Here is a 25,088-nt window from a genome sequence, read left to right on the forward strand (position 1 = left end):
AGCGCCTGCGGATCAGCTGTTCAAAGAGTTTGGTTTTACGGTTGAGAACGTGGTGAAAACGGCGAAATCTATTCTGTAACTTTGCGCAGTAAATTGCGCCGCTACCGGTTAAGCACAGCCTGTAGCGGCGCGATTCATCGCGCGCACCTGCAATGCAGGCGTATCTAACCTGAAACGGTTCAATTATTCCTGCAGTAATAATCCGTCAGTGGAAAATTTGTGACGGAGATCCAATATTCAGCCACTCACTTGATCGCAATCATTCCCGTTATTCCTCTCTTGCATTACTCTAGCTGAACCGTTTCAGTTGTGAGCGAAATCGTGCATCTCACTCATGTGGGTAAGCAATAATTCCCTGTACAAACCGGTGTGAAACGCTCAGGCTAATCGGCACGTTTTTTCGGGTGTGGTTGAAGGTAGAGATGACCGTTCGCGTAGCAATAAATGGTTTTGGTCGTATCGGGCGTAATGTGTTGCGTGCCCTGTATGAAACCGGTCGCCGGGCTGAGATCACCGTGGTCGCCATTAACGAGTTGGCAGACGCCGCCGGTATGGCGCATCTGCTGAAGTACGACACCAGCCACGGCCGTTTTGCCTTTGATGTGCGCCAGGAGCGCGATCAACTATTTGTTGGCGACGACACCATTCGCATCCTGCATCAGGCTGAAATTGATGCGCTGCCGTGGCGCGAACTGAATGTGGATATCGTGCTGGATTGCACCGGGGTGTACGGTAGCCGCGCTGATGGCGAAGCCCATTTGGCGGCGGGCGCGAAGAAAGTGTTGTTCTCGCATCCGGGCGGCAACGATCTCGATGCCACAGTCGTATTCGGTGTTAACGAACAAGCTCTTAAACAAACTGACCGCATTGTCTCCAACGCATCCTGCACCACCAACTGCATTATTCCGGTGATCAAGTTGCTGGATGACGCCTTTGGCATTGAGTCGGGCACCGTGACCACCATTCACTCGGCGATGCACGATCAGCAGGTGATCGACGCCTATCACAGCGATCTGCGTCGTACCCGCGCCGCCAGCCAATCGATCATTCCGGTAGATACGCGTCTCGCTGCTGGCATTACCCGTATTTTTCCGAAATTTAACGATCGCTTTGAGGCGATTGCCGTGCGCGTGCCCACCATCAACGTGACAGCCATTGATCTGAGCGTGTCGGTGCGCGAAGCGGTGAAGGCGTGTGAGGTCAACGCGTTGCTGCAAAACGCGTCAGAAGGGGCGTTTCGTGGTATAGTTGACTATACGGAATTACCGTTAGTCTCAGTAGATTTTAACCATGATCCGCACAGTGCCATAGTCGATGGCACGCAAACGCGGGTCAGTGGTCATCACCTTATCAAAACGCTGGTTTGGTGTGACAACGAATGGGGCTTTGCTAACCGCATGATCGACACCACGTTAGCATTGGCCGCAAGCGGTTTCAGGTAAGACGCGGACTGCGTCTGGCAAAACTTATGAGAATCAACGAGAGGGTTCACCATGTCTGTAATTAAGATGACCGATCTGGATCTTGCTGGTAAACGCGTTCTGATCCGTGCCGATCTCAACGTGCCAGTGAAAGAAGGGAAAGTGACGTCAGATGCACGTATTCGTGCTTCTCTGCCTACCATCGAAGCGGCGTTGAAACAGGGCGCGAAAGTGATGGTTACCTCTCACCTGGGTCGTCCGACCGAAGGTGAATATAACGAAGAGTTTTCCCTGCTGCCGGTTGTTAACTACCTGAAAGATAAACTGAACGGCACCAACGTTACCCTGGCAAAAGATTACCTCGACGGCGTTGAAGTCGGCGCGGGCGAATTGGTTGTGCTGGAAAACGTGCGCTTTAATAAAGGTGAGAAAAAAGACGAAGAAGGGCTGTCGAAGAAATATGCCGCACTGTGCGACGTGTTCGTGATGGATGCCTTCGGTACCGCGCACCGCGCACAGGCTTCTACCCACGGCGTGGGCAAATTTGCCCCAATCGCATGTGCCGGTCCGCTGCTGTCAGCTGAGCTGGAAGCGCTGGGCAAAGTGATGAGTAATCCAGAGCGTCCGCTGGTTGCTGTGGTTGGCGGTTCTAAAGTGTCGACCAAATTTGATGTGCTGCAGTCGCTGGTGAAGATTGCTGACACCGTGATTGTCGGCGGCGGTATCGCGAATACCTTCGTTGCTATCGATAACAACGTCGGTAAATCACTGTACGAGCCAGACTTCGTCGAAGCAGCAAAAGGTCTGCGTGATCAGTTTGGTATCCCAGTTCCTACTGATTCTCGCGTAGGCACGGAATTCTCTGAAACTGCCCCGGCAACCGTGAAAAAGGTTTCCGAAGTGGCGGATAACGAAGAGATTATGGACTTCGGCGACGAAACCGCACAGGCGATGGCCGCGATTCTGAAAGGCGCGAAAACCATTCTGTGGAACGGTCCGGTTGGCGTGTTCGAGTTCCCGAACTTCCGTAAAGGTACCGAAATCGTGGCAAATGCAATCGCCGATAGCGATGCATTCTCAGTGGCAGGCGGCGGCGATACGCTGGCTGCAATCGATCTGTTCGGTATCGAAGATAAGATCTCTTACATCTCAACCGGCGGCGGCGCATTCCTCGAGTTCGTGGAAGGTAAAAAACTGCCAGCAGTTGCTATGCTGGAAGAGCGCGCGAAGCAGTAACTCTTTGGGGGCGACGCTTGGGCGTCGCCTGAAGGCTAGCCCTTTATGGGGCAAACAAATCGCAATCCCTTCGGGGATGAACGGTAACGAAACGGGACACAAACATGTCTAAAATTTTTGATTTCGTAAAACCCGGCGTTGTCACTGGTGACGACGTTCAGAAAATTTTCCAGGTAGCGAAAGAGAACAAATTCGCTCTGCCAGCAGTTAACTGCGTCGGCACGGATTCTATTAACGCGGTATTGGAAGCTGCGGCCAAAGTGAAAGCGCCGGTCATCGTTCAGTTCTCCAATGGTGGTGCTGCCTTCATCGCCGGTAAAGGTTTCAAAACCGACAAGCCGCAGGGCGCGGCTATCTTCGGCGCTATCGCGGGTGCATACCATGTGCATCTGATGGCTGAACAGTACGGTGTGCCAGTAATCCTGCATACCGACCACTGCGCCAAGAAACTGCTGCCGTGGATCGACGGTCTGCTGGACGCGGGTGAAGAGCACTTCAAGAAAACCGGTAAGCCGCTGTTCTCTTCTCACATGATCGACCTGTCTGAAGAGTCACTGGAAGAGAACATCGAGATTTCTTCTAAGTATCTGGCGCGCATGGCCAAACTGGATATGACCCTGGAAATCGAACTGGGTTGTACCGGTGGCGAAGAAGACGGCGTGGACAACAGCCACATGGACGCTTCTGCGCTGTACACTCAGCCAGAAGACGTTGATTACGCTTACACCGAGCTGAGCAAAATCAGCCCACGTTTCACCATCGCTGCTTCATTCGGTAACGTGCACGGCGTGTACAAGCCAGGCAACGTGAAACTGACGCCGACCATCCTGCGTGATTCTCAGGAATACGTGACTAAAAAACACAACTTGCCGCATAACGCGCTCGATTTCGTGTTCCACGGCGGTTCAGGTTCATCTCCAGAAGAAATCAAAGAATCAATTGGTTACGGCGTAATTAAAATGAACATCGATACAGATACCCAGTGGGCAACATGGGACGGTATTCTGAAGTTCTACAAAGAAAACGAAGCATATCTGCAAGGCCAATTAGGCAACCCTAAAGGCGTGGATAGCCCGAACAAGAAATATTATGATCCACGCGTATGGCTGCGCTCAGCGCAGGCTTCCATGGTGACTCGCCTGGAGCAGGCTTTCAAAGAGCTTAACGCTGTCGACGTACTGTAATTTTTCCGTACAGTACAAAAAAGGCCCGCAAGGGCCTTTTTTTATGCGTCTCATTCAGAAAATCCCACGAATTCAGGCCATTTTTGGCGCTTCGCCTTATTTTTGTTTACCCTTGTATTCGGAGTGTCGGAGTCAATCTGGCAGTTTTTGGCAATTTCCCGCGGGAAACTCAACAACAGGGCTAACAAATGGAAGATTTACATGTCGTTGATGGCATTAATAGTGCTGGTGGATGGCTGATACGTAATCAGGCGTTGATCCTGAGCTATGCGGTCAATATTGTGGCGGCGATTATTACCATCATCATTGGTATGTTCATTGCGCGCATCGTCTCCAATGCGATTAACCGCGTTCTGCTGGCGCGTCATATTGATGCCACTGTGGCAGATTTCCTTTCTACAATGGTGCGCTACGGAATTATCGCTTTTACCGTCATTGCTGCACTGGGACGCGTTGGCGTACAAACCGCCTCAGTGATTGCCGTGCTGGGTGCTGCTGGCTTGGCTGTGGGTTTGGCGCTGCAAGGTTCGCTGTCCAACCTGGCTGCTGGCGTGCTGTTGGTGACCTTCCGCCCGTTCAAAACCGGTGAGTTTGTCGATCTCGGCGGCGTGATGGGTACCGTACAGAACGTGCAGATTTTCTCCACTACGCTGAAAAGCGCTGATGGCAAAATCGTTGTGGTACCCAACGGTAAAATTATCGCCGGCAATATCGTTAACTATTCACGTGAACCGATCCGTCGCAACGAGTTCATTATTGGTGTGGCTTACGATGCGGATGTCGATCAGGTTATTAGCCTGTTGCGTGAAGTGGTTGATGCGGACGAGCGCGTACTGCAAGACCTCGGCGTACAGATCGGCCTAAATGAACTGGCGGCTTCATCGCTCAACTTTGTGGTGCGTTGCTGGAGTAAAAGCAGCGATCTGCAAAACGTCTATTGGGATCTGATGAAGAACTTCAAACGTACGCTGGACGCGAACGGCATCGGCATTCCTTACCCGCAGATGGATGTGCATCTGCATCAGGTGAAGAGCGAGCAACAACAGCCTGCACGCAGCGAATAATAGAGAAGGGCACCTGCGGGTGCCTTTTTTATTACTCATTCTAATAGCCTATTAAATATTTCAATTTCCTCTAATATCCTCGCGTCACTATACTGCATCGCACCTCCCCAGTAATTAAGGTTATTTCCGTGTTATCTGTTTATTTACAAGGGCTTGCCCTTGGTGCTGCGCTGATTTTGCCGTTAGGCCCGCAAAATGCTTTTGTGATGAATCAGGGCATTAAGCGCCATTACCACCTGATGACCGCATCGCTGTGTACCCTTAGCGATATTGCGCTGATCTGTGGTGGGATTTTTGGCGGCAGCGCGTTGCTGAATCAATCGCCTCTCTTATTGATGCTGATCACTTGGGCGGGCGTGGCGTTTTTGCTGTGGTACGGTTGGGGGGCGCTGCGCGCTGCATGGCAAGGTGATGTGTTGCTGGCATCTGATGCGGAGATAAAGCAAGGTCGCTGGCGCATCATCGCTACTATTCTGGCGGTGACCTGGCTCAATCCGCACGTCTATCTCGACACCTTTGTGGTGCTCGGCAGCCTCGGTAGCCAGCTTCCGTCTGAAGACGCGCGTCGTTGGTTTGCATTTGGCACCGTGAGTGCCTCAATTATCTGGTTCTTCGGCCTGGCGCTGCTGGCCGCGTGGCTGTCGCCGCGGCTGCGCACCGTGCGGGCGCAGCGCATTATCAATTTGCTGGTCGGCGGCGTGATGTGGTTTATCGCCATTCAGCTGGCGCGTCAGGGCATTGCTGCACTCTAATGCAGATGTAATCCGTACAGTGCGGGCAGCGCGCCCGCACTGGCGAGCAACTCCAGTCGTATCTGGCTAAAACTCACGCCTCCTGGCACCAAGTGATGACACAGCGAGTGATGATTTTCCGTCACGTCTGCCAAAAGCATCTCATCCAGCCATACGCGATAATGTGTGGTGCAGTGCGGCGTCACAGCCTGTGCGTGGCCCATTTGCACCGTTTCCATCGCATGGTCGAAGTCGTTGTCAAACAGCAAGGTAATGTGTTTCGCCTGCTGCGGTTCATTCCAATGCCAGCTGACGTTGGGATGCGTGTCATCCTGCGCCGGCACCCAGCAGTTAGTGTGCTGTTCCGGGCGCAGCTTGCCGTTGAGCAGATAGTCGCGGTGCCAAAGCTGCAGCGGCGTTTCCAGCGCAAAGGCCAGCAGGATTTGCTGTGGAGCCCGGCGCGGCAGCCAGAAATCAAACTCATCAACGCCGTAATCGCCATCATTAATCTGGCGTGTGCGTTTCGCTACGCGCGGATTGAGACTGTTGAACACCATCATCACGCCCGGCAAACGCTGGCTGGTTAATGCAACCTCAATCGCAGCGTTCTCCTCAAAGGCGATAAATACATAGCGATCGCATTCGGCGCGATAATCAAAGCTCAGTCGATAAGTGCCTTGCTCAGTAACCGTGATACTTTGCGTGCTCAGTTGGCAGTCGCCGCAGGTATTGGCCGGATTAGCGCTGGTGAGCAGCGATACCTGTAATTTCTGCGCGTTGGCGGCACGCAGCTGCACGCTGATTGCCGGCAAGCGTTCGCCCGCTTTGAGCGGCAGCAGCAACGCACAGCGAGATTGCAGCGGCTGCCAACCGGCATCGGCGGGCAGGGCGCGCAACTCTAAGGTGCTGCTCACCGTGACATACGCCTCGCGCGCTGGGTTGGCCAACGGATGTCGCGGGATAAACGCACCCTGACGCAGCAGATGCTGCTGCAGCTGCCCAACGCGCTCAGGCTGCGCCAGTTCGGCGGGCGTGATCTGCTGTTGCTGGCACAGCGCCGCCGCGCGGCCCACCACTTCGCCCAGCACGCCGCAGGTGCACATGACGCGTGCGCTGCCAAAGGCGACGTGCGTAGCGGAGATCAGTCGGCCGGTGAGCAGCAGATTGTCCAGCGACTGGCTGTAGAGCGCGCGGAAGGGAATGGTGTAAGTCCCTTTGCTGTGGAACTGACGACAGCCATCGTGTTCGCTGTAGACGCCGTCGGCCGGATGCAGATCAATCGACCAGCCACCATACGCCACCGCATCGTAGTGGTCGCGTTGTTCGATGATGTCCTGCTGGCACAGCATCGTCTCGCCGAGAAAACGCCGGCTCTCGCGCTTGCCGGGAATCAGGCCCACCCATTCGATGGTGAGGTTATCGGCATCGGAAAATTCGCCGGAGTTTTTGATGTAATCCCACACGCCCCAGACAATTTTCCACAGTTCCCACTTGATGGTTTCGCTCTCATGCACGGTATCGAGCCGTCCGCCCCATTCCAGCCACCATAAATCGCAGCCGTTCAGCTCTGAACTTAGCCGTTTATAGCGCGGAATGGCGGTGATCTCTTTTAGTGCGAAAGAGGGCGCAACGAAGCGTACCGGTTGTGCCGTGCGCTTGGTGTAGAAGTAAATGGAATGTCCGAGCTTGTGGCCGAAATTCTCGCCCGGCGCCATCTTCTCGCCAAACTCCTCCACGGATTCCGCGCCCACGCGATGCGCCGCACCGGCCAGATAGCCCAATACGCCATCGCCGCTGGCATCGATAAATTGTGTAGCCGAAACCCGATAACGCGTTTGATTAATGGCGTTAAACGCCTGCACTGACAGCAAACGGCGGCCAGATTTTTCGATATCGGTCACCACCGTATTGAGCAGCAAAGTCAGGCCGGGCTGCGCCTGTACGATGTCCAGCAGCACCATATCGAACAGTACCGGATTGCCCTCTTTATTGCGCCACAGGTTCTCCTCCATGATCTCGCCCATGATGCCGCCTTCGCGCGCCCAGCGATTGTTATTGCCCATGTGTGAGGTCGCACCGTTGGCCCACAAGCGCACTTCGCTGGAAGCGTTACCGCCCAGCACCGGGCGATCCTGAATCAGCACCACATCCAGGCCATCGCGTGCGGCGGCCAGCGCGGCACACACGCCCGCCAGTCCACCGCCGACGATCAATAACTCCGCTTGAAGTCGTTGTTGCGGAAAGTGGCGCTCATTTTGCGTAGAGAAAGTTTGCATCATTTCATTCCTCTGACTCTAAGGCTAAGATTGGAGTTTGCCCGCCGCAGGTGATCTATGTCTTCTCAACCGAACCAAAGCCTGATTGACGGTATTCGCTGTCTGCAATATCTGGTGTCCAGTGATAAGGCCGTGGGTTGCCGTGAACTGGCGCGCCAGATGGGGATGAACAGCACGCGTGTGAATCGACTGCTGATGACCATGGCGTCGATTGGACTGACGACGCAGGATGAGCATCGACGCTATCTGCCTGGCCCCGGTATTCACGCGCTGGCGGCACAGGCGATTCGCGGATCTTCGCTGTTCGCGCAGGCGTTGCCGCAGCTGGAACGCCACGCGCCGCGCGATATCGTGGTGGCGCTGGGCGTGCTGTGGGAGGATCAGGTGATCTATATCTGGCACTCGGAACCCGGTGAACGCATCAACGCCAGCCAGGCGCTGGCCGGTTTCCGCATGCTGCCCGCGTGGCAATCGGTGATTGGCGTGTCGTTGCTGGCGGCGGAAAGTGACGAGGCGCTGCGCCCGCGTTTTAGCGAAGAACAGTGGCTGCAAATCGCGCCGCTGCTGGCGCGTAAGCGTGCTGAGGGTTACCTGATCTGGCACCGCGATGATGGCGAAATCAGCATGGCGCAGCCGATTGATCACAATCGCGCGGCATTGGCGTTCGCCAAAATCTGGCAGGACGATGAGGCGCACCTCGCGCAGCGCCTGCAACAGTTGCAATCGCTGGCGCAAACCGTGTTCACCCCGCGCTAACATGATCGATTTTCCCGACAATAAACAGGTAACTGCAGATGCCAATCGCGGCCAGCACGGCGATAAATGCCAGGGCTGGCGCGAAGTTATCGCCGTCGATTAACGCACCAATGGCAATCGGCACCACGATGGATGACAGCGCACCGGTAAAGTTAAATACGCCGCCCGCCAGACCAATCAAGTGGCGCGGCGCCAACGCCGTGACAAACACCCAGGTAATGGTCGCCAGGCCGTTGCCGAAGAACGCCAGCGACATAAACAGAATAATCAGCGTGGAATCGTTGGTGTAATTGGCGCCAAGGATAAACAGCGTCAGGAACAGGCCAAGGATCACCGGTAGCTTGCGCGCCACGCTAGCGGAGATACCGCGACGTATCATGCGATCTGAGGCAAATCCGGCCAGCAGCACGCCACAGAAGGCGGCGAAGTAGGGCAGCGAAGCAACGTAGCCGCTTTTGATGAAGCCCATGTGACGATACTCCACCAGATACGTCGGGAACCAGGTGAGGAAGAACCAGAAGGTGGCGGAAATGGTGAACTGGCCAATGTAGATGCCGACCAATTTACGACTGCGGAACATCTGCGCCAAATCGCCCCAGCGCGCTATGGGCTGCTGCGAATTTTGTCGACTCTCCAGCAGCGCACCGTTGTCACGCAAATAGCTGAGCTCAGCTTTTGACACGCCTTGATGCTGATTCGGCTCGCGGTAGAGCCAATACCACACCAGCGCCCAAATCATCCCCGCAAGTCCGGTGATCAAAAACAGTCCGCGCCAGCCAAAAGCATCCTGCAGATGAAACAGCAGCGGCGTCATACACGCCAGGCCGACAAACTGCGCTGAGGAGTAAATGCCGATGGCACTGGCGCGCTCTTGCTCCGGAAACCAGCTGGAGATCACCCGGTTGTTGGAGGGCATCACCGGCGCTTCAAAAGCGCCGACGCCGAGCCGCAGACCAAATAGCGCGCCAAAGCTGTTGGCAAGCGCGTGCAGCGCGGTGATCAGCGACCAGGCAAATAAACCGACGCCATAAACGACGCGCGCACCAAGGCGATCGATGAGGAAGCCGCCGGGAATCTGTAGCGCAGCGTAGATCCAGCCAAAGGCGGAAAAGATCAATCCCATCTCCATGGGCGAGAAGCGCAATTCGCCAGCCATTGCCGTAGCGGCAACCGACAGGTTAGTGCGATCCATATAGTTGATAATGATGTTAATAAACACCAGACCGAGCATCAGAAAGCGCGTGCGTCCCGCGCGAGCGCTGGCAACGGTTTGGCTAAGTGGCTGTTCTGTCATTGGCAACTCTCCCGAACTCAGAGGTGTTTCTTTAATAGAAACGAATAAGTGTTTTATTGGCGAATCCGTACAGCTAAATTTGCGATCGCGGCTACGTTAAAAAGGAGATTGCTCGAACTTTTGAGCCGTTTACTAATCAGATAAGCACACATGTTAATGTGTTTTGGGTTTAGCCATAATGGCGACCTGCAAATTGAATCCCTCAAGGAGGACTTTCGTGAAACTGAAAGCACTGGCGCTGGCCGCCGTAATGAGCACGGGCGCACTGTCCGGTTTAGTTCAGGCAGGCGAATTGCCAAATGGACCGCATGTGGTGACTTCTGGACAGGCAAGCGTTGATGCCACGCCAGATCTCGCGACGCTCGCGATTGTGGTGAATGTTTCGTCGAAAGACGCGGCAGAAGCGAAGAAACAAGCTGATGATCGCGTGGCGCAATATTTCGATTTCCTGCAAAAGAACGGTATCGAGAAAAAAGATATTGATGCGGCAAACCTCAGCACGCAGCCAGAGTACGATTACACCAAAGAAGGTAAGTCGGTACTGAAAGGCTATCGTGCCGAGCGTCAGGTACAGGTAACGCTGCGCCAGCTGGACAAACTCAACGAGCTGTTGGATGGCGCGTTAAAATCTGGCCTGAATGAAATTCGTTCGGTCGAATTAGGTGTGGCGAATCCGGACAGCTACAAAGAGAAGGCGCGTAAAGTGGCCATCGCTAATGCTACGCAGCAGGCTAACGCGCTGGCAGAAGGGTTTAACGCTAAGTTAGGTTCGGTTTACAGCATCCGCTATCACGTTGCGAACTATCAACCGATGCCGATGGCGCGCATGTATAAGGCCGCCGCAGTACAAGCTGATACCACCGCGCAGCAAACTTACGAGCAGCAGAGCATTCACTTTGACGACCAGGTAGATGTCGTCTTTGAAATCAAACCAAACACACCGTAAGGTTTGATATCAGGTCGCCATGAAGGGCGACCTGATCTTTACGCTGGCAACACATCCTGACGCAGCACGCGATGTCCGTGCGCAATCAGCGCGTCGGTCACGCTGCGCATCAAACGACTTTCCGGCGCAAACCGGTGCCAGTACAGCATACGACGCTGATACAGGCCTGGCGTCAAATCCACCAGTTCACCTTGCGCTAACTCGCGCTCAATCTGCAGATGCGGAATCATACAGCACACCGAACCCTGACGCGCCAGCTGCACAAAGGCTTCTGACGAGTTAACGATGTGGCAAGGCACGCTGCCCGGCGACAGGTCAAAGTTCTGCTGTAAAAACGCCTGATGCATATCGTCCAGATGATCAAATGCCACCGCCGGCGCTTTCAGCAGCGCAGAGCGTGTTACGCCGTTCGGGAAATAGCGAGCAGCAAAATCAGGTGAGGCGCAGAACAGATAATCGAGCGCACCCAGTTGATCCACCAGACAGCTTGGCAGCGGCTGCGGCTGAATACTCACCGCGCCGACCACTTCACCGCGACGTAGGCGTTCCTGCGTGCGGGTTTCATCTTCCACCTGCAAATTCAGGCGCACTGGCGAATCGGCCAGCACGTCTTTCAGCGCGGGCAGCAGCCAGGTGGCCAGGCTGTCGGCGTTGACCGCCAGCGACAGCAACAGCGGCGTGGTTCCACCGTTATCATCACCCAGCCACTCCTCTTCCAGTAGTTCAACCTGATGCAACAACGCCAGTAACTTTTGTCCCTGCTCGGTCGGACGCGGCGGCACGGTGCGCACCAGCAGCGGCTGACCAAATAAATTTTCCAGCTGTTTAATACGCTGCGAAACCGCCGATTGGGTAATGCAGAGTTTTTGTGCCCCACGCTCAAAGCCGCGCTCGCGAATCACAGCATCCAGCGCCTGAAGCGTTCGATAATCCGGGCGTTTCATTGTTGTTCTCTCTCGTTCAGGGTGGACATTACTATGCCATAAAACTGTCAAATTGTGCTGCGGCGCATTTTTGCGGGCTGGCTTCCAAAGTGTTAAATCGGCTGTCTAACTGTCGCGCTTTTTTACAGCGCCTTGTTTTATACTACGCGCACTTCGATGTCGCACAGGTTTTAAACATACCATGACCCAGGATGAACTGAAAAAAGCGGTAGGTTGGGCAGCCCTGCAGTACGTAGAGCCCGGCACTATTGTCGGCGTAGGCACGGGATCGACGGCAGCGCATTTTATTGATGCACTCGGCACCATGAAGAATCAGATTGAAGGTGCGGTTTCCAGCTCGGAAGCCTCAACGGAGAAACTGAAAGCGCTGGGCATTCACATCTTCGATCTCAACGAAATTGATGAACTGTCGGTGTACGTTGATGGCGCCGATGAGATCAATCCGCAGATGCAGATGATCAAAGGCGGTGGCGCAGCGCTGACGCGTGAGAAAATCGTTGCGGCGGTGGCGAAGAAATTTGTCTGCATTGCCGATGCATCGAAAGAAGTTGATGTGCTGGGCCATTTCCCGCTGCCGGTTGAAGTGATTCCGATGGCGCGTTCGTATGTGGCGCGTGAACTGGTCAAACTCGGCGGCTTGCCGGAGTATCGCCAGAACGTCATTACCGACAACGGCAACATTATTCTCGACGTGCATAATCTGCGTATTCTCGATCCCATTGAGCTGGAAAAAACCATTAATGCGCTGCCGGGCGTAGTGACCGTTGGCCTGTTTGCGGGACGTGGTGCGGACGTCGCACTGATTGGTACCGCAGAAGGCGTGAAAACCATCGTAAAATGATCTGTCCGGCGCGCGTAATGCGCCGGTTATTTCCATCCGCAAAACATCTTTTCTCACCAGGCTGAAATTTGGTGACTTATGTCACAAAAGATTCATCAGCAGTAAGTTCGTACTTCGTCCATTAAGGATGTCACGATTTTGTACGGCATTGTGCTGTCTCCGCGTGGGCGCGTGCTGGCTCCCAGGCAATCGTTTGTATTGCTGCGCACGAAATTTTTGATATTTTGACAGAAGGCTACCTTATGGTAGTCCTCATTGAATTCTGAATAGGGTCGGGAAATGGCAAAGGTATCACTGGAAAAAGACAAGATTAAGTTCCTGCTGGTGGAAGGCGTTCACCAGAGTGCGCTGGAAAACCTGCGTGCAGCAGGCTACACCAACATCGAGTTTCACAAAGGGGCGCTGGATGCGGAGTCGCTGAAATCCTCCATCCGCGATGCGCACTTCATTGGTATCCGTTCCCGTACCCAACTGACTGAAGAGATCTTTGCTGCCGCAGAAAAGCTGGTAGCAGTCGGCTGCTTCTGTATCGGTACTAACCAGGTTGATCTCGCGGCAGCGGCGAAACGCGGTGTGCCGGTGTTCAACGCGCCGTTCTCCAACACCCGTTCTGTTGCAGAGCTGGTGATTGGCGAAATGCTGCTGATGCTGCGTGGCATTCCGGAAGCCAACGCCAAAGCGCACCGTGGCATCTGGAATAAAGTCGCCAACGGTTCGTTTGAAGCTCGCGGCAAGAAACTGGGCATCATCGGTTACGGCCACATCGGCATGCAGCTGGGTGTACTGGCAGAAAGCCTCGGTATGCACGTGTTCTTCTACGATATCGAAAGCAAGCTGCCGCTGGGTAACGCCACTCAGGTGCGTCATCTCTCCGATCTGCTCAACATGAGCGACGTGGTCAGCCTGCACGTTCCTGAAACGCCATCCACTCAGAACATGATTGGCGCGGAAGAGCTGGCGCTGATGAAGCCGGGTGCGCTGCTGATCAACGCCGCGCGCGGTACCGTGATCGATATTCCGGCGCTGTGTGATGCCCTGGCGAATAAACATCTGTCCGGTGCCGCTATCGACGTCTTCCCGGTCGAGCCTGCGACTAACAGCGATCCGTTTAACTCACCGCTGTGCGAGTTCGATAACGTGATCCTGACGCCGCACATTGGTGGTTCAACGCAGGAAGCGCAGGAAAACATCGGTATCGAAGTGGCTGGCAAGCTGGCGAAATACTCCGACAACGGTTCTACGCTGTCTGCGGTTAACTTCCCGGAAGTCTCACTGCCGATGCATGCGGCAAGTGCTAGCCGTCTGCTGCACATCCATGAAAACCGTCCGGGTGTGCTGACCGCCATTAACCAGATTTTTGCCGAGCAGGGCATCAACATCGCCGCGCAGTATCTGCAAACCACGCCGATTATGGGCTACGTGGTGATCGATATTGATGCTGAGCAGGATGCAGCGGATAAAGCGCTGCAGGCGATGAAGGCGATTCCGGGCACCATCCGCGCCCGTCTGCTGTACTGATTAAACAGGGCGCCATTGGCGCCCTTTGTTTTTCCTGCTCACGCTTCCCACTGCCACAGTTTCGATGGCGTCAGTATCGCGGGGAGCGGCACATCCCAGGCGGCAACCGGTAATGCTTCTACGCGCTGACAATCATGTGCGATGCCCACCGGCAGAAAACCATGCTGCTGCCAGTTTTGCAGCGTGCGATCGTAGAATCCGCCACCCATTCCCAAACGTTGGCCAGCATAGTCAAACGCCACCAGCGGCACCAGCATCACATCCAGCTGATCCAGCGTGGCCAGTTGCGTGATATCCAGCGGCGGTTCCGGGATGCGAAGTTTATTTGGCGCGAGTGGCGTTTCTGGCGTGTAACGGATAAACAGCAGATTGCCCGGCGAGAAGGGATGAAGCACCGGTAAGTAAACCTGCTTTTTTTGCTGCCAAAGTTTGGCGATTAGCGGGCGGGTGTTGATCTCTCCATCGACAGATAAAAACAGCGCAATGCGTTGGGCATTAGCGATCGGTGCAATGTTGATGGCGTGTTCAGCCAACTGATCGGCGGCTTGTTCCTGTTGCTCAGACGTGAGATTACGGCGCAAATGGCGCACATGCTGACGGATGTCTTGACGGTCGAGAAGGGAGGGCGCTGGCATGATATCTAAATCCCCGGAATAATCGCTTCTTAAAAGCGATTATATCATGCGAACCGGGGAAACAGACTTGCTACTAAATGGAGATCTCCGAGATGCCGCCGCAGGCTGTAACCCTTGAACCCTTGGTTCAAGGTGAACATGCCGTCACAACTATTAGGCTTCTCGGACGGACCGAGCATGCGCACAAATTGTGGAGCGTCACATTCTGTTGGTATGAAATATCGGCTCAGGGGACTGGCCCGCTTGCAAACATCTCAGAGAAAATTTACTTCACCGTCACTCTAACATGAGGACCATGAAGCTTTATTCAAAATTAGGGCCCTGGCGGTCAGTTATGCGACCTTGCTCTACTAACGCTTGTTCAATGGTCTGCTGCAGCATGCGGATACGTTGTTCCATGTTTGCTGCATAGTCGCGCGTCTTACCTTTCTCTTGTGCCAACTCGTGGCAGATGTTTAACGCGGCGATGAACACCAGTTGCTCTGTATTGGTGACTCTAGTGCGAACTTTTAAATCTTGCAACCGTTGATTGAGATCCTCTGCGGCCAGATTCAGCGCATCTTGCTGTTCAGGCGGGCAATTCACTCTTAACGAACGACCAAAAATTTGAATATCTACTGGTTGTGCAGACATGCCACCATCCTAACTGATTACTTCGATCGCATCTCCCTTACCGGTCAATGGGTTGGGAGGTGCGAAACTATATATACCCGAGTTATAAGTTACAACCCCTTTTCTGGAAACCCAGAGGCACCTGGTGGTAGCATAACACGAACTTATTCTGCCAACGACGACCAAAGCTTATGTCTTTACAGAACGCAACGCCGAGTTACAACGCGCTGGCCGCGGCCCTTTCACAGCAGGGCGTGGGCATGACGCCAGCCGAAATGCATGGTCTCCTTTCCGGGATTCTGTGCGGCGGCAATCAGGATACCAGCTGGAAAACCATGGTTCACGATCTCACCAACGAAGGCATGGCGTTTTCGCAGAGCCTGTCTCAGCCGCTGCAGGCGCTGCATGAAAGCCTGGCGACCACGCTGGAAAACGAAGGTTTTATGTTCCAGCTGATGTTGCCGGAAGACGATGACATCACGGTATTCGATCGCGCGGATGCGCTGGCCGGTTGGGTAAACCACTTCCTGCTCGGTTTGGGTGTCACGCAGCCGAAGCTGGAGAAAGTGACCGGCGAAACTGGCGAAGCGATTGACGATCTGCGCACCATCGCACAACTTGGCTATGACGAAGATGAAGATCAGGAAGAGCTGGAGCAGTCACTCGAAGAGGTGATTGAGTACGTGCGCGTTGCCGCTCTGCTGTGCCATGACACCTTCACGCGTCCGCATCAGCCAACGGCACCAGAAGTACAGAAACCTACGCTACATTAAGCGCGTCAATGCGGGTGCGTTGTAGCCCGTCTTCAACAGGGAGTGCAAACATGATTACCTTGGATACGTTTCAACAACGTCGTCAGGCGCTGATTGCCCGCATGGCGCCAGGCAGTGCGGCGTTAATTTTTGCTGCACCTGAAGTGACGCGCAGCAACGACACCGAATACAGCTTTCGTCAAAACAGCGACTTCTGGTACTTCACCGGTTTTAATGAACCGCAGGCGCTGCTGGTCTTAATCAAAAGTGATGATAAGCACAATCACAGTGTGCTGTTCAATCGCGTGCGTGACCTGACGGCCGAAATCTGGTTTGGTCGCCGCCTTGGCCAGGATGCCGCACCGGCGAAACTGGGTGTCGATCGCGCTTTGCCGTGGGATGACATCGGCGAGCAGCTGCATCAACTGCTTAACGGCCTGGATGTGGTTTACCACGCGCAGGGCGAATACGCAGAAGCCGATCAGCTGGTGTTCAGCGCGCTGGAAAAACTGCGTCGCGGCTTCCGTCAAAACCTTAGCGCGCCCGACACAGTTACCGACTGGCGTCCGTGGGTGCACGACATGCGCCTGTTCAAAAGCGCAGAAGAGATTGAGATTCTGCGCCGCGCCGGAAAAATCAGCGCGCTGGCGCACACGCGAGCGATGCAAGCCTGTCGTCCGGGCATGTTCGAATATCAGCTGGAAGGCGAAATTCATCACGAATTCAATCGCCACGGCGCGCGTTTCCCCTCGTACAACACCATTGTCGGTTCGGGCGAAAACGGCTGTATTCTGCACTACACCGAAAACGAATCGGAAATGCGCGATGGCGACTTAGTGCTGATTGACGCAGGCTGTGAATTCCACGGCTACGCGGGCGATATCACCCGCACCTTCCCGGTCAACGGCACCTTTAGCGAGCCGCAGCGCGCCATCTACGACATCGTGCTGGCTTCGCTCAACAAAGCGCTGTCGATGTTCCGTCCGGGCATCAGCATCCATGACGTCAACGACGAGGTGGTGCGTATTATGATTACCGGCCTGGTCGATCTCGGCATTCTGGATGGCAATATCGATACGCTGTTTGAAGAGCAGGCGCATCGTCCGTTCTTCATGCACGGTTTGAGTCACTGGCTGGGGCTGGATGTGCACGATGTCGGCCATTACGGCACGCCAAGCCGCGACCGCGTGCTGGAGCCGGGCATGGTGCTGACGGTTGAGCCTGGCTTGTATATCGCGCCAGATGCCAAAGTACCGCCACAATATCGCGGCATTGGCATTCGCATCGAAGATGACATCGTCATCACCGCCGACGGCAACGAAAATCTCACCGACAGCGTAGTTAAAGACGCCGATGCGATTGAAGCCTTGATGGCGGCGGCACGTCACGCATGAGCATTTTGATTGCTGGCGGCGGCATGACCGGTGCGACTCTGGCGCTGGCGATTTCACATCTGACGCAAGGCCAACTGCCGGTTACCCTGATTGAGCGCAGCCAGCCCGACAGCCGCGCACATCCTGGCTTTGACGGACGCGCGATTGCCCTGGCGGCTGGCACCTGTCAGCAGTTAGCAGATATCGATCTGTGGCGCTCGCTGGCCGATTGCGCCACGCCCATCACCGATATTCACGTTTCCGATCGCGGTCATACCGGCTTTGTTTCGCTTAAAGCGCAAGATCATCAGTTGCCTGCGCTCGGTCAGGTGGTTGAACTGTTTGATGTCGGCCAGCGGCTGTTTCAACGCCTGCAAAAAGCGTCAGGCGTCACGCTGCGCTGCCCGGATCATGTAACTTCGGTAGCGCGTACGGCGGATAATGTGCAGGTGATGTTGAACAGCGGCGAACAGCTGGCAGGCGCATTACTGGTGGCCGCCGACGGTTCGCGTTCACCTTTAGGCGCGTCCTGCGGTATCACCTGGCAGCGCGACGATTATCAGCAGTTGGCGGTTATCGCCAACGTGTCGACGCAGTTGCCGCATCAGGGCCGCGCCTTTGAGCGCTTTACCGAATACGGCCCGCTGGCGCTGTTGCCGATGTCCGGCAACCGCATGTCGCTGGTGTGGTGCCACCCGCTTGAGGCGCAAGCAACGATTAAGCAGTGGGATGATGCGACCTTCCTGCAAGAACTGCAACGCGCATTCGGCTGGCGTCTGGGGCGCTTCACGCATACCGGTCAACGCGAGCATTATCCGCTGGCGCTGCAAACCGCTGAACGTCAGGTGACACATCGTCTGGCGCTGGTGGGCAACGCGGCGCAAACGCTGCATCCAATCGCCGGACAAGGCTTCAACCTGGGTCTGCGCGATGTGATGTCGCTGGCGGAAACGCTGGCAGGCGCATATCGTCAGCAGAAAGATCCCGGCAGTTTCGCGGTATTACAGAATTTTGCCGCGCGACGTCAGCCCGATCGTGCCGCCACTGTTGGCGTCACTGACGGTTTAGTCCGACTGTTTGCTAACCGCTATGCGCCGTTGGTAGCAGGACGAAATCTTGGGCTGGTGGCGATGGACCATCTGCCTTGGCTACGAAATCCACTTGCCGCGCGCACGCTCGGCTGGGTTAAGCGTTAAGCACGAATTAAGGGGCAGCAATGCAAACTTTTGATGTGGCAATTGCCGGAGGCGGCATGGTGGGTTTGGCCGTCGCCTGCGGACTTCAAGGCAGCGGCTTACGCGTTGCCGTGCTGGAAAAAGCACCCGAGCCACAGTTTGATCCGGCGGCCAATGCGTCGATTCGCGTCTCCGCCATCAACGCTGCCAGTGAACGTCTGCTGCAAAAGCTCGATGTCTGGTCGAGCATCCTGGCGCTGCGCGCCAGCGCCTATCACGGCATGGAAGTGTGGGATCAGGACAGCTTTGGCTCAATCAGCTTTGATGACGAGCAGCAGGGTTTATCGCATCTTGGCCATATTATTGAAAACGAAGTGATTCATAGCGCGTTGTGGCAGCGTGCCAGTCAGAGCAGCGATATCACGCTGTTTGCCCCGGCGCAGCTGCAGCAAGTAGCGTTTGGCGACAACGAAGCCTTCATTACGTTGCAGGATGGCAGCATGATGAGCGCACGTTTGCTGGTGGCGGCAGACGGCGCGAATTCGTGGCTGCGCGATAAAGCGGATATTCCGCTGACTTTCTGGGATTACGAGCATCACGCGCTGGTGGCGAACATCCGCACCGATATGCCGCATGATGCAATTGCGCGTCAGGTGTTTCACGGCGACGGTATTCTGGCGTTCCTGCCGATGCAGGATCCACACTTATGCTCGATCGTCTGGTCGCTCGCGCCACAGGAAGCGGCACGCCTGCAATCGATGCCGGAAGCGCTATTTAATCAGCAGCTGTCGGTGGCGTTTGATATGCGTCTTGGCTTGTGTCAGGTCGAGAGTGAACGTAAAACCTTCCCGTTGACGGCACGTTATGCGCGTAACTTTGCCGCGCACCGTTTGGCGCTGGTCGGCGATGCCGCCCACACCATCCATCCGCTGGCCGGGCAGGGCGTAAATCTCGGCTTTATGGATGCGGCTGAATTAATTGGTGAAATTCGTCGATTGCATCAGGAAGGCAAAGACATTGGTCAGCATCTCTATCTGCGTCGCTATGAGCGCAGCCGCAAGCACAGTGCGGCGATGATGCTGGCGGGGATGCAGGGTTTCCGCGAGCTGTTTGCTGGCACCCACCCCGCGAAAAAGCTGCTGCGTGATGTTGGCCTCAAGCTCGCCGACACGTTACCTGGCGTTAAACCGCTGATGCTGAAACAGGCGATGGGGCTTAACGATCTACCCAGATGGATACGCTAATCATCTTAGCAAACGGCGCCCCATTGGGCGCCGTTTTTCTTTGCTGCACCCCAATGATGCAGCGATGCACCGCAATCGCGCCTCGTTTGATTTATTCTAATTTGACGCCTTAATTCGCATTAGATTAATTCATGTCATAGCCCTGCGCATGCCGGACCATTTCTTAATCCTGTGGCGTGTATTCCCTCAATTTGCTGCATGAAAGTAATTTAGTCGTATTTTGTGCGAGGCTAATCACAATAATGCAGTGATTTATGCTGGGCGCTGTTCGATGATTTGATGAAAGGTGGTAGTGTTTCGCCCTCGTTTTCCTCATGGTTAATTGCCACATTAGGTGATAACTTCAGCACAAAGAGAACGTTTGCGTCAGCCTCATTAGGCGACGCAGGCGCGTCACACTCACTTGTCTTTACAGGATGGTTATGACTCAGCAAACGCCTCTATTCGAACAGCATCAGGCATGCGGTGCACGCATGGTGGACTTCCACGGCTGGATGATGCCGCTGCATTACGGCTCGCAAATGGATGAGCATCACGCGGTGCGTAACGATGCCGGCATGTTTGATGTTTCCCACATGACCATCGTCGATCTGCACGGCGCACGCACCCGCGAATTCCTGCGCTATCTGCTGGCAAACGATGTCGCCAAGCTGACCCAGCCGGGCAAAGCCCTGTATACCGGCATGTTGAATGCCTCTGCTGGCGTCATTGATGATTTGATTGTTTACTTTATGAGCGAAGATTTCTTCCGTCTGGTGGTGAACTCCGCTACGCGAGAGAAAGATTTAGCCTGGATTAAACAGCATGCGCAGCCGTTTGGCGTTGAGCTGACCGAACGTGACGATCTGGCGCTGATTGCGGTGCAAGGTCCAAACGCGCAGCAGAAAGCACAAACGCTGTTGAGCGCCGCTCAGCGTGATGCCGTTGCCGGCATGAAACCCTTCTTTGGCGTGCAGGCCGAAAACCTGTTTATCGCTACCACCGGCTACACCGGCGAAGCGGGTTATGAGATTGCCATGCCAGCGACTGAAGCCGCCGCTTTCTGGCAGCAGCTGTTGGCCGCAGGCGTTAAACCGGCTGGACTCGGTGCGCGTGACACGCTGCGTCTGGAAGCGGGCATGAACCTGTACGGTCAGGAGATGGATGAGGGCGTTTCGCCGCTCGCCGCCAATATGGGCTGGACCATCAGTTGGGAACCTGCCGATCGCGATTTCATTGGCCGTGATGCCCTGCAAGCGCAGCGCGAGCACGGAACCGAAAAGCTGGTTGGCCTGGTGATGACCGAAAAAGGGGTGCTGCGTAACGGGTTAACGGTGCGCTTCACCGATCAACAAGGTCAGCCGCAGCAAGGTATTATTACCAGTGGTTCCTTCTCACCAACCTTGGGTTACAGCATCGCGCTGGCGCGTGTGCCAGCCGGCATTGGTGAGCAGGCGATTGTGGAAATCCGCAACCGTGAAATGCCAGTGAAAGTCACCAAACCGATTTTTGTTCGCGCCGGTAAGCCGGTTGCCCAGTAATTTTTTTTCAGGAGAAATGGCCAATGAGCAATGTGCCAAATGAATTGAAATACCGCGATAGCCACGAATGGGTCCGTAAAGAAGCCGACGGCACCTTCACTGTGGGTATCACCGAACACGCACAGGAACTGCTGGGCGATATGGTGTTTGTCGATCTGCCAGACGTCGGTGCCACCTTCTCGGCCGGTGATGACTGCGCCGTTGCGGAGTCGGTAAAAGCGGCTTCAGACATCTACGCGCCACTGAGCGGTGAGATTGTGGCGGTGAACGACAATCTGGGCGATTCGCCAGAGCTTGTGAACAGCGCGCCGTACGCCGATGGTTGGCTGTTCCGCATCAAAGCCAGCGACGAATCAGAACTCGACGCGATGCTGGATGCCGATGCCTATAAAGCCGCAATCGACGAGTAACCGGTAGTGGCAGAAGGTGGCGCGCTGCGTCACCTTCTTTTTTATCTGCCTGATTTAACGCCATTTTTGTAACCCAGCCCGATTCAGGATTTACTGCAAATGACCCAGACTCTCAGCCAGCTTGAACACAACGGTGCTTTCATTGAGCGCCACATCGGTCCTACGCCGGAACAACAGGCCTTAATGCTGGAAGCGATTGGTGCCAGTTCGCTCTCCTCATTGATCAGTTCTATTGTGCCTGCCGACATCCAACTGCCAGGCCCGCCTGCAGTAGGCATTGCGGCGACCGAGCAGCAAGCGCTGGCAGAGCTGAAAGCCATTGCCAGTCAGAACCAACGCTATAAATCCTGGATCGGCATGGGCTACAGCGCGGTGATCACGCCGCCCGTCATCCTGCGCAATATGCTGGAAAATCCAGGCTGGTACACCGCGTATACGCCGTATCAGCCAGAAGTGTCGCAGGGCCGTCTTGAGGCGCTGCTCAACTTCCAAACTCTGACGCTGGATCTGACCGGTCTGGACATCGCTTCCGCGTCACTGTTGGACGAAGCGACCGCTGCTGCCGAAGCAATGGCGATGGCCAGGCGCGTTAGCAAACTGAAAACCGCCACCAAATTCTTCATCGCCGATGACATCCATCCACAGACGCTGGATGTGGTGCGCACCCGCGCAGAAACCTTTGGTTTTGAACTGATTATTGATCGTGCTGACAAGGCGCTGGATCACGATGATCTGTTCGGCGTGTTGCTGCAACAGGTGGGTACGCACGGTGAAGTGCACGATTACCGCTCACTGATTGCCGAGCTGAAAAGCCGCAAAGTGGTGGTGAGCGTAGCCGCAGATTTCATGGCGCTGGTGCAGCTAGAGGCGCCAGGCAAGCAGGGCGCAGATATCGTCTTTGGTTCTGCCCAGCGTTTCGGCGTGCCGATGGGTTACGGCGGACCACACGCCGCGTTCTTCGCCAGCCGCGACGAGCACAAACGCTCGATGCCTGGTCGCATTATTGGTGTATCGCGCGATGCCGCCGGGAACACCGCGCTGCGTATGGCGATGCAAACCCGCGAGCAACATATTCGTCGTGAGAAAGCCAACTCCAACATCTGTACATCGCAGGTGCTGCTGGCGAATATCGCCGGTCTCTACGCGGTGTATCACGGTCCGGTTGGCCTGAAACGCATTGCCTCACGTATTCACCGTCTGACCAGCATTCTGGCCGCGGGCCTGCAAAACGGTGGCCTGAAGCTGCGCCACAACAGCTGGTTCGATACGCTGACGGTTGAAGTGGCCGATAAAGCGGCGGTGCTGAACCGCGCGCAGAGCTTCGGCGTCAACCTGCGCAGCGATATCCACAATGCGGTTGGCATTACGCTGGATGAAACCACCGCCCGTGAAGATGTGCTGGCGCTGTTCGCCATTCTGTTGGGCGATGCGCACGGTCAGGACATTGATGCGTTGGATGCCGCCGTTGCTGCGGAAAACAGTGCGATTCCGGCTGGTCAGGTGCGTGAAAGCGCCTTCCTGACGCACCCGGTGTTCAATCGTCATCACAGCGAAACTGAGATGATGCGCTACATGCACAGCCTTGAGAAAAAGGATCTGGCGCTGAACCAGGCGATGATCCCACTCGGTTCGTGCACCATGAAACTTAACGCCGCGGCGGAGATGATTCCAATCACCTGGCCGGAATTTGCCGAACTGCATCCATTCTGCCCGGCTGAGCAGGCGTCGGGTTATCTGCAGATGATTGGCCAGCTGTCGCAATGGCTGGTGCAGTTGACTGGCTACGATGCGCTGTGCATGCAGCCCAACTCAGGTGCGCAGGGCGAATACGCCGGCCTGCTGGCGATTCGTCGTTACCACGAAAGTCGTAACGAAGGCGGCCGTAATGTTTGCCTGATCCCAAGCTCGGCGCACGGCACCAATCCGGCATCGGCGCAGATGGCGGGCATGTCAGTTGTGGTGGTGGCGTGTGATAAACAAGGCAACATCGATCTTGGCGATCTGCGTGAGAAAGCCGCGCAGGTGGGTGAGCAGCTGTCGTGCATCATGGTGACCTATCCGTCAACACACGGCGTTTATGAAGAAACCATCCGCGAGGTGTGCCAGATCGTGCATCAGCACGGCGGCCAGGTATATCTCGACGGCGCCAACATGAATGCGCAGGTCGGTATCACCACGCCAGGTTACATCGGCGCGGATGTATCGCACCTTAATCTGCACAAAACCTTCTGTATCCCGCACGGCGGTGGCGGTCCGGGTATGGGCCCAATCGGCGTGAAAGCGCATCTTGCACCGTTCGTGCCAGGTCACAGCGTGGTGCAAATTGATGGCGTGCTGACACAGCAGGGCGCGGTATCTGCCGCACCGTTTGGTAGCGCATCGATTTTGCCAATCAGCTGGATGTATATCCGTATGATGGGCGCAGAAGGTCTGAAGCAAGCGAGTTCGGTGGCGATCCTGAACGCCAACTACATTGCCAGCCGTCTGCAATCGGCCTATCCGATTCTGTATGCCGGCCGCGATGGCCGCGTGGCGCACGAATGTATTCTCGACATTCGTCCGCTGAAAGAGCAGACCGGTATCAGCGAGCTGGATATTGCTAAACGTCTGATCGATTACGGGTTCCACGCACCAACGATGTCATTCCCGGTTGCGGGAACGCTGATGGTTGAACCCACGGAATCGGAAAGCAAAATCGAGCTGGATCGCTTTATCGATGCGATGCTGGCTATTCGCATGGAAATCGATCGCGTTGCCGATGGCGAATGGCCGCTGGAAGATAACCCGCTGGTGAACGCACCGCACACGCAGACAGAAATCGTCGGCGACTGGGCGCATCCGTATACCCGTGAGCTGGCCGTATTCCCGGCCGGTAGCGCTAACAAATACTGGCCGACGGTGAAACGTCTGGATGATGTATTTGGCGATCGCAATGTCTTCTGTTCGTGTGTACCAATGAGCGAATACCAATAATTTAGCCGTCATACTTTGAGCCACAGCGGCGTTGGCTGCGCTCATTCACCCCGGTCACTTACTGATGTAAGCTCCCGGGGATGAATGAACTTGCCGCCTTGCTGTATCTCAAATTATTTAGGCTAAAGTTGTGGGTGATATTTATGAAAGGGCCGATTGTTCGGCCTTTTTTGTGGAGGCAAA

General features: G+C 55.3%; 21 protein-coding genes and 1 other RNA gene. 16 read left to right on the plus strand and 6 right to left on the minus strand.

Annotated features, from left to right (window positions below; translation table 11 throughout):
• Positions 1-422: 422 nt before the first annotated feature.
• From epd to argO, 5 genes are all read left to right on the plus strand, one after another.
• Positions 423-1,442: an erythrose-4-phosphate dehydrogenase gene (epd, locus tag MWH02_RS18635; RefSeq protein ID WP_271461216.1), complete on the plus strand. Its 1,020-nt coding sequence runs from the start codon at positions 423-425 to the stop codon at positions 1,440-1,442.
• Positions 1,443-1,493: 51 nt separating this feature from the next.
• Positions 1,494-2,657, plus strand: a complete 1,164-nt coding sequence (gene pgk, locus MWH02_RS18640) for a phosphoglycerate kinase (protein ID WP_101761937.1) — start codon at positions 1,494-1,496, stop codon at positions 2,655-2,657.
• Positions 2,658-2,761: 104 nt separating this feature from the next.
• Positions 2,762-3,841, plus strand: coding sequence for a class II fructose-bisphosphate aldolase (gene fbaA / locus MWH02_RS18645; protein ID WP_110868001.1), 1,080 nt, complete (start codon positions 2,762-2,764; stop codon positions 3,839-3,841).
• A 188-nt stretch (positions 3,842-4,029) separates the two neighbouring features.
• Positions 4,030-4,905, plus strand: a complete 876-nt coding sequence (mscS, locus tag MWH02_RS18650; protein ID WP_271461217.1) for a small-conductance mechanosensitive channel MscS — start codon at positions 4,030-4,032, stop codon at positions 4,903-4,905.
• A 128-nt stretch (positions 4,906-5,033) separates the two neighbouring features.
• Positions 5,034-5,657: an arginine exporter ArgO gene (gene argO / locus MWH02_RS18655; protein WP_271461218.1), complete on the plus strand. Its 624-nt coding sequence runs from the start codon at positions 5,034-5,036 to the stop codon at positions 5,655-5,657.
• Here the strand turns inward: argO and MWH02_RS18660 are convergent.
• Positions 5,654-7,912 (minus strand): FAD-dependent oxidoreductase, encoded by a 2,259-nt coding sequence (locus MWH02_RS18660; RefSeq protein ID WP_439652374.1) that lies wholly within the window; start codon positions 7,910-7,912, stop codon positions 5,654-5,656. The two genes, argO and MWH02_RS18660, sit on opposite strands and share 4 nt — an antisense overlap.
• Before the next feature lie 57 nt (positions 7,913-7,969).
• Between MWH02_RS18660 and MWH02_RS18665 the strand changes: the two genes are divergently transcribed.
• Positions 7,970-8,668, plus strand: a complete 699-nt coding sequence (locus tag MWH02_RS18665; RefSeq protein ID WP_101761942.1) for an IclR family transcriptional regulator — start codon at positions 7,970-7,972, stop codon at positions 8,666-8,668.
• Here the strand turns inward: MWH02_RS18665 and MWH02_RS18670 are convergent.
• A complete protein-coding gene (locus MWH02_RS18670; protein ID WP_192236439.1) occupies positions 8,655-9,962 on the minus strand; it encodes an MFS transporter in 1,308 nt (435 codons plus the stop codon). The two genes, MWH02_RS18665 and MWH02_RS18670, sit on opposite strands and share 14 nt — an antisense overlap.
• Before the next feature lie 217 nt (positions 9,963-10,179).
• Between MWH02_RS18670 and MWH02_RS18675 the strand changes: the two genes are divergently transcribed.
• The gene (locus MWH02_RS18675; RefSeq protein WP_101761944.1) at positions 10,180-10,908 is read left to right on the plus strand and encodes an oxidative stress defense protein; all 729 of its coding nucleotides are present in this window, start codon (positions 10,180-10,182) and stop codon (positions 10,906-10,908) included.
• 38 nt (positions 10,909-10,946) lie between these two features.
• On the opposite strand, the gene MWH02_RS18680 is transcribed toward MWH02_RS18675, so the two are convergent.
• The gene (locus MWH02_RS18680; RefSeq protein ID WP_271461220.1) at positions 10,947-11,852 is read right to left on the minus strand and encodes a LysR family transcriptional regulator ArgP; all 906 of its coding nucleotides are present in this window, start codon (positions 11,850-11,852) and stop codon (positions 10,947-10,949) included.
• Between the two features lie 181 nt (positions 11,853-12,033).
• On the opposite strand from MWH02_RS18680, the gene rpiA reads away from it, so the two are divergent.
• Complete coding sequence (rpiA, locus tag MWH02_RS18685) at positions 12,034-12,693, plus strand: ribose-5-phosphate isomerase RpiA (RefSeq protein WP_110867997.1); 660 nt, start codon at positions 12,034-12,036, stop codon at positions 12,691-12,693.
• A gap of 279 nt (positions 12,694-12,972) precedes the next feature.
• Positions 12,973-14,211: a phosphoglycerate dehydrogenase gene (serA, locus tag MWH02_RS18690; protein ID WP_110867996.1), complete on the plus strand. Its 1,239-nt coding sequence runs from the start codon at positions 12,973-12,975 to the stop codon at positions 14,209-14,211.
• Between the two features lie 38 nt (positions 14,212-14,249).
• Here the strand turns inward: serA and MWH02_RS18695 are convergent, their stop codons facing one another.
• From MWH02_RS18695 to zapA, 3 genes are all read right to left on the minus strand, one after another.
• Complete coding sequence (locus MWH02_RS18695) at positions 14,250-14,846, minus strand: 5-formyltetrahydrofolate cyclo-ligase (RefSeq protein WP_137386396.1); 597 nt, start codon at positions 14,844-14,846, stop codon at positions 14,250-14,252.
• Positions 14,847-14,926: 80 nt separating this feature from the next.
• Positions 14,927-15,110: non-coding RNA, 6S RNA (gene ssrS / locus MWH02_RS18700), on the minus strand.
• Between the two features lie 39 nt (positions 15,111-15,149).
• Positions 15,150-15,479, minus strand: coding sequence for a cell division protein ZapA (zapA, locus tag MWH02_RS18705; RefSeq protein WP_007890288.1), 330 nt, complete (start codon positions 15,477-15,479; stop codon positions 15,150-15,152).
• 170 nt (positions 15,480-15,649) lie between these two features.
• Here zapA and MWH02_RS18710 point away from each other — a divergent pair, with 170 nt between their 5' ends.
• The 7 genes from MWH02_RS18710 to gcvP all read left to right on the plus strand — a co-directional run bounded on the left by MWH02_RS18710 (position 15,650) and on the right by gcvP (position 24,905).
• Entirely contained in the window at positions 15,650-16,231 is a 582-nt protein-coding gene (locus MWH02_RS18710) for a YecA/YgfB family protein (RefSeq protein WP_271461221.1), read from the plus strand.
• Positions 16,232-16,281: 50 nt separating this feature from the next.
• Entirely contained in the window at positions 16,282-17,604 is a 1,323-nt protein-coding gene (pepP, locus tag MWH02_RS18715; RefSeq protein ID WP_271461222.1) for a Xaa-Pro aminopeptidase, read from the plus strand.
• Positions 17,601-18,779, plus strand: coding sequence for a 2-octaprenyl-6-methoxyphenyl hydroxylase (gene ubiH / locus MWH02_RS18720; protein WP_271461223.1), 1,179 nt, complete (start codon positions 17,601-17,603; stop codon positions 18,777-18,779). Before pepP ends, ubiH begins: the two co-directional genes overlap by 4 nt.
• 20 nt (positions 18,780-18,799) lie before the next feature.
• Positions 18,800-20,002, plus strand: a complete 1,203-nt coding sequence (gene ubiI / locus MWH02_RS18725) for an FAD-dependent 2-octaprenylphenol hydroxylase (protein ID WP_101761951.1) — start codon at positions 18,800-18,802, stop codon at positions 20,000-20,002.
• A gap of 422 nt (positions 20,003-20,424) precedes the next feature.
• On the plus strand, positions 20,425-21,522 hold the full coding sequence (gcvT, locus tag MWH02_RS18730) for a glycine cleavage system aminomethyltransferase GcvT (protein ID WP_271461224.1): 1,098 nt from the start codon (positions 20,425-20,427) through the stop codon (positions 21,520-21,522).
• A gap of 23 nt (positions 21,523-21,545) precedes the next feature.
• Positions 21,546-21,932, plus strand: coding sequence for a glycine cleavage system protein GcvH (gene gcvH / locus MWH02_RS18735; RefSeq protein ID WP_101761953.1), 387 nt, complete (start codon positions 21,546-21,548; stop codon positions 21,930-21,932).
• A gap of 99 nt (positions 21,933-22,031) precedes the next feature.
• A complete protein-coding gene (gene gcvP / locus MWH02_RS18740; RefSeq protein ID WP_210082042.1) occupies positions 22,032-24,905 on the plus strand; it encodes an aminomethyl-transferring glycine dehydrogenase in 2,874 nt (957 codons plus the stop codon).
• Positions 24,906-25,088: the final 183 nt, after the last annotated feature.

The organism is Pantoea leporis (assembly GCF_028048155.1).
Lineage (GTDB): Bacteria > Pseudomonadota > Gammaproteobacteria > Enterobacterales > Enterobacteriaceae > Pantoea > Pantoea leporis.

Bases quoted from the DNA above. Each gene is read 5' to 3' on its own strand.
- pepP (WP_271461222.1), top strand. From the start codon at position 16,282: ATGATTACCTTGGATACGTTTCAACAACGTCGTCAGGCGCTGATTGCC.
- pgk (WP_101761937.1), top strand. From the start codon at position 1,494: ATGTCTGTAATTAAGATGACCGATCTGGATCTTGCTGGTAAACGCGTT.
- ubiH (WP_271461223.1), top strand. From the start codon at position 17,601: ATGAGCATTTTGATTGCTGGCGGCGGCATGACCGGTGCGACTCTGGCG.
- MWH02_RS18695 (WP_137386396.1), bottom strand. From the start codon at position 14,846: ATGCCAGCGCCCTCCCTTCTCGACCGTCAAGACATCCGTCAGCATGTG.
- ubiI (WP_101761951.1), top strand. From the start codon at position 18,800: ATGCAAACTTTTGATGTGGCAATTGCCGGAGGCGGCATGGTGGGTTTG.
- fbaA (WP_110868001.1), top strand. From the start codon at position 2,762: ATGTCTAAAATTTTTGATTTCGTAAAACCCGGCGTTGTCACTGGTGAC.
- MWH02_RS18680 (WP_271461220.1), bottom strand. From the start codon at position 11,852: ATGAAACGCCCGGATTATCGAACGCTTCAGGCGCTGGATGCTGTGATT.
- MWH02_RS18710 (WP_271461221.1), top strand. From the start codon at position 15,650: ATGTCTTTACAGAACGCAACGCCGAGTTACAACGCGCTGGCCGCGGCC.
- mscS (WP_271461217.1), top strand. From the start codon at position 4,030: ATGGAAGATTTACATGTCGTTGATGGCATTAATAGTGCTGGTGGATGG.
- MWH02_RS18670 (WP_192236439.1), bottom strand. From the start codon at position 9,962: ATGACAGAACAGCCACTTAGCCAAACCGTTGCCAGCGCTCGCGCGGGA.
- serA (WP_110867996.1), top strand. From the start codon at position 12,973: ATGGCAAAGGTATCACTGGAAAAAGACAAGATTAAGTTCCTGCTGGTG.
- gcvH (WP_101761953.1), top strand. From the start codon at position 21,546: ATGAGCAATGTGCCAAATGAATTGAAATACCGCGATAGCCACGAATGG.
- MWH02_RS18665 (WP_101761942.1), top strand. From the start codon at position 7,970: ATGTCTTCTCAACCGAACCAAAGCCTGATTGACGGTATTCGCTGTCTG.
- gcvP (WP_210082042.1), top strand. From the start codon at position 22,032: ATGACCCAGACTCTCAGCCAGCTTGAACACAACGGTGCTTTCATTGAG.
- epd (WP_271461216.1), top strand. From the start codon at position 423: ATGACCGTTCGCGTAGCAATAAATGGTTTTGGTCGTATCGGGCGTAAT.
- MWH02_RS18660 (WP_439652374.1), bottom strand. From the start codon at position 7,912: ATGCAAACTTTCTCTACGCAAAATGAGCGCCACTTTCCGCAACAACGA.
- zapA (WP_007890288.1), bottom strand. From the start codon at position 15,479: ATGTCTGCACAACCAGTAGATATTCAAATTTTTGGTCGTTCGTTAAGA.
- gcvT (WP_271461224.1), top strand. From the start codon at position 20,425: ATGACTCAGCAAACGCCTCTATTCGAACAGCATCAGGCATGCGGTGCA.
- rpiA (WP_110867997.1), top strand. From the start codon at position 12,034: ATGACCCAGGATGAACTGAAAAAAGCGGTAGGTTGGGCAGCCCTGCAG.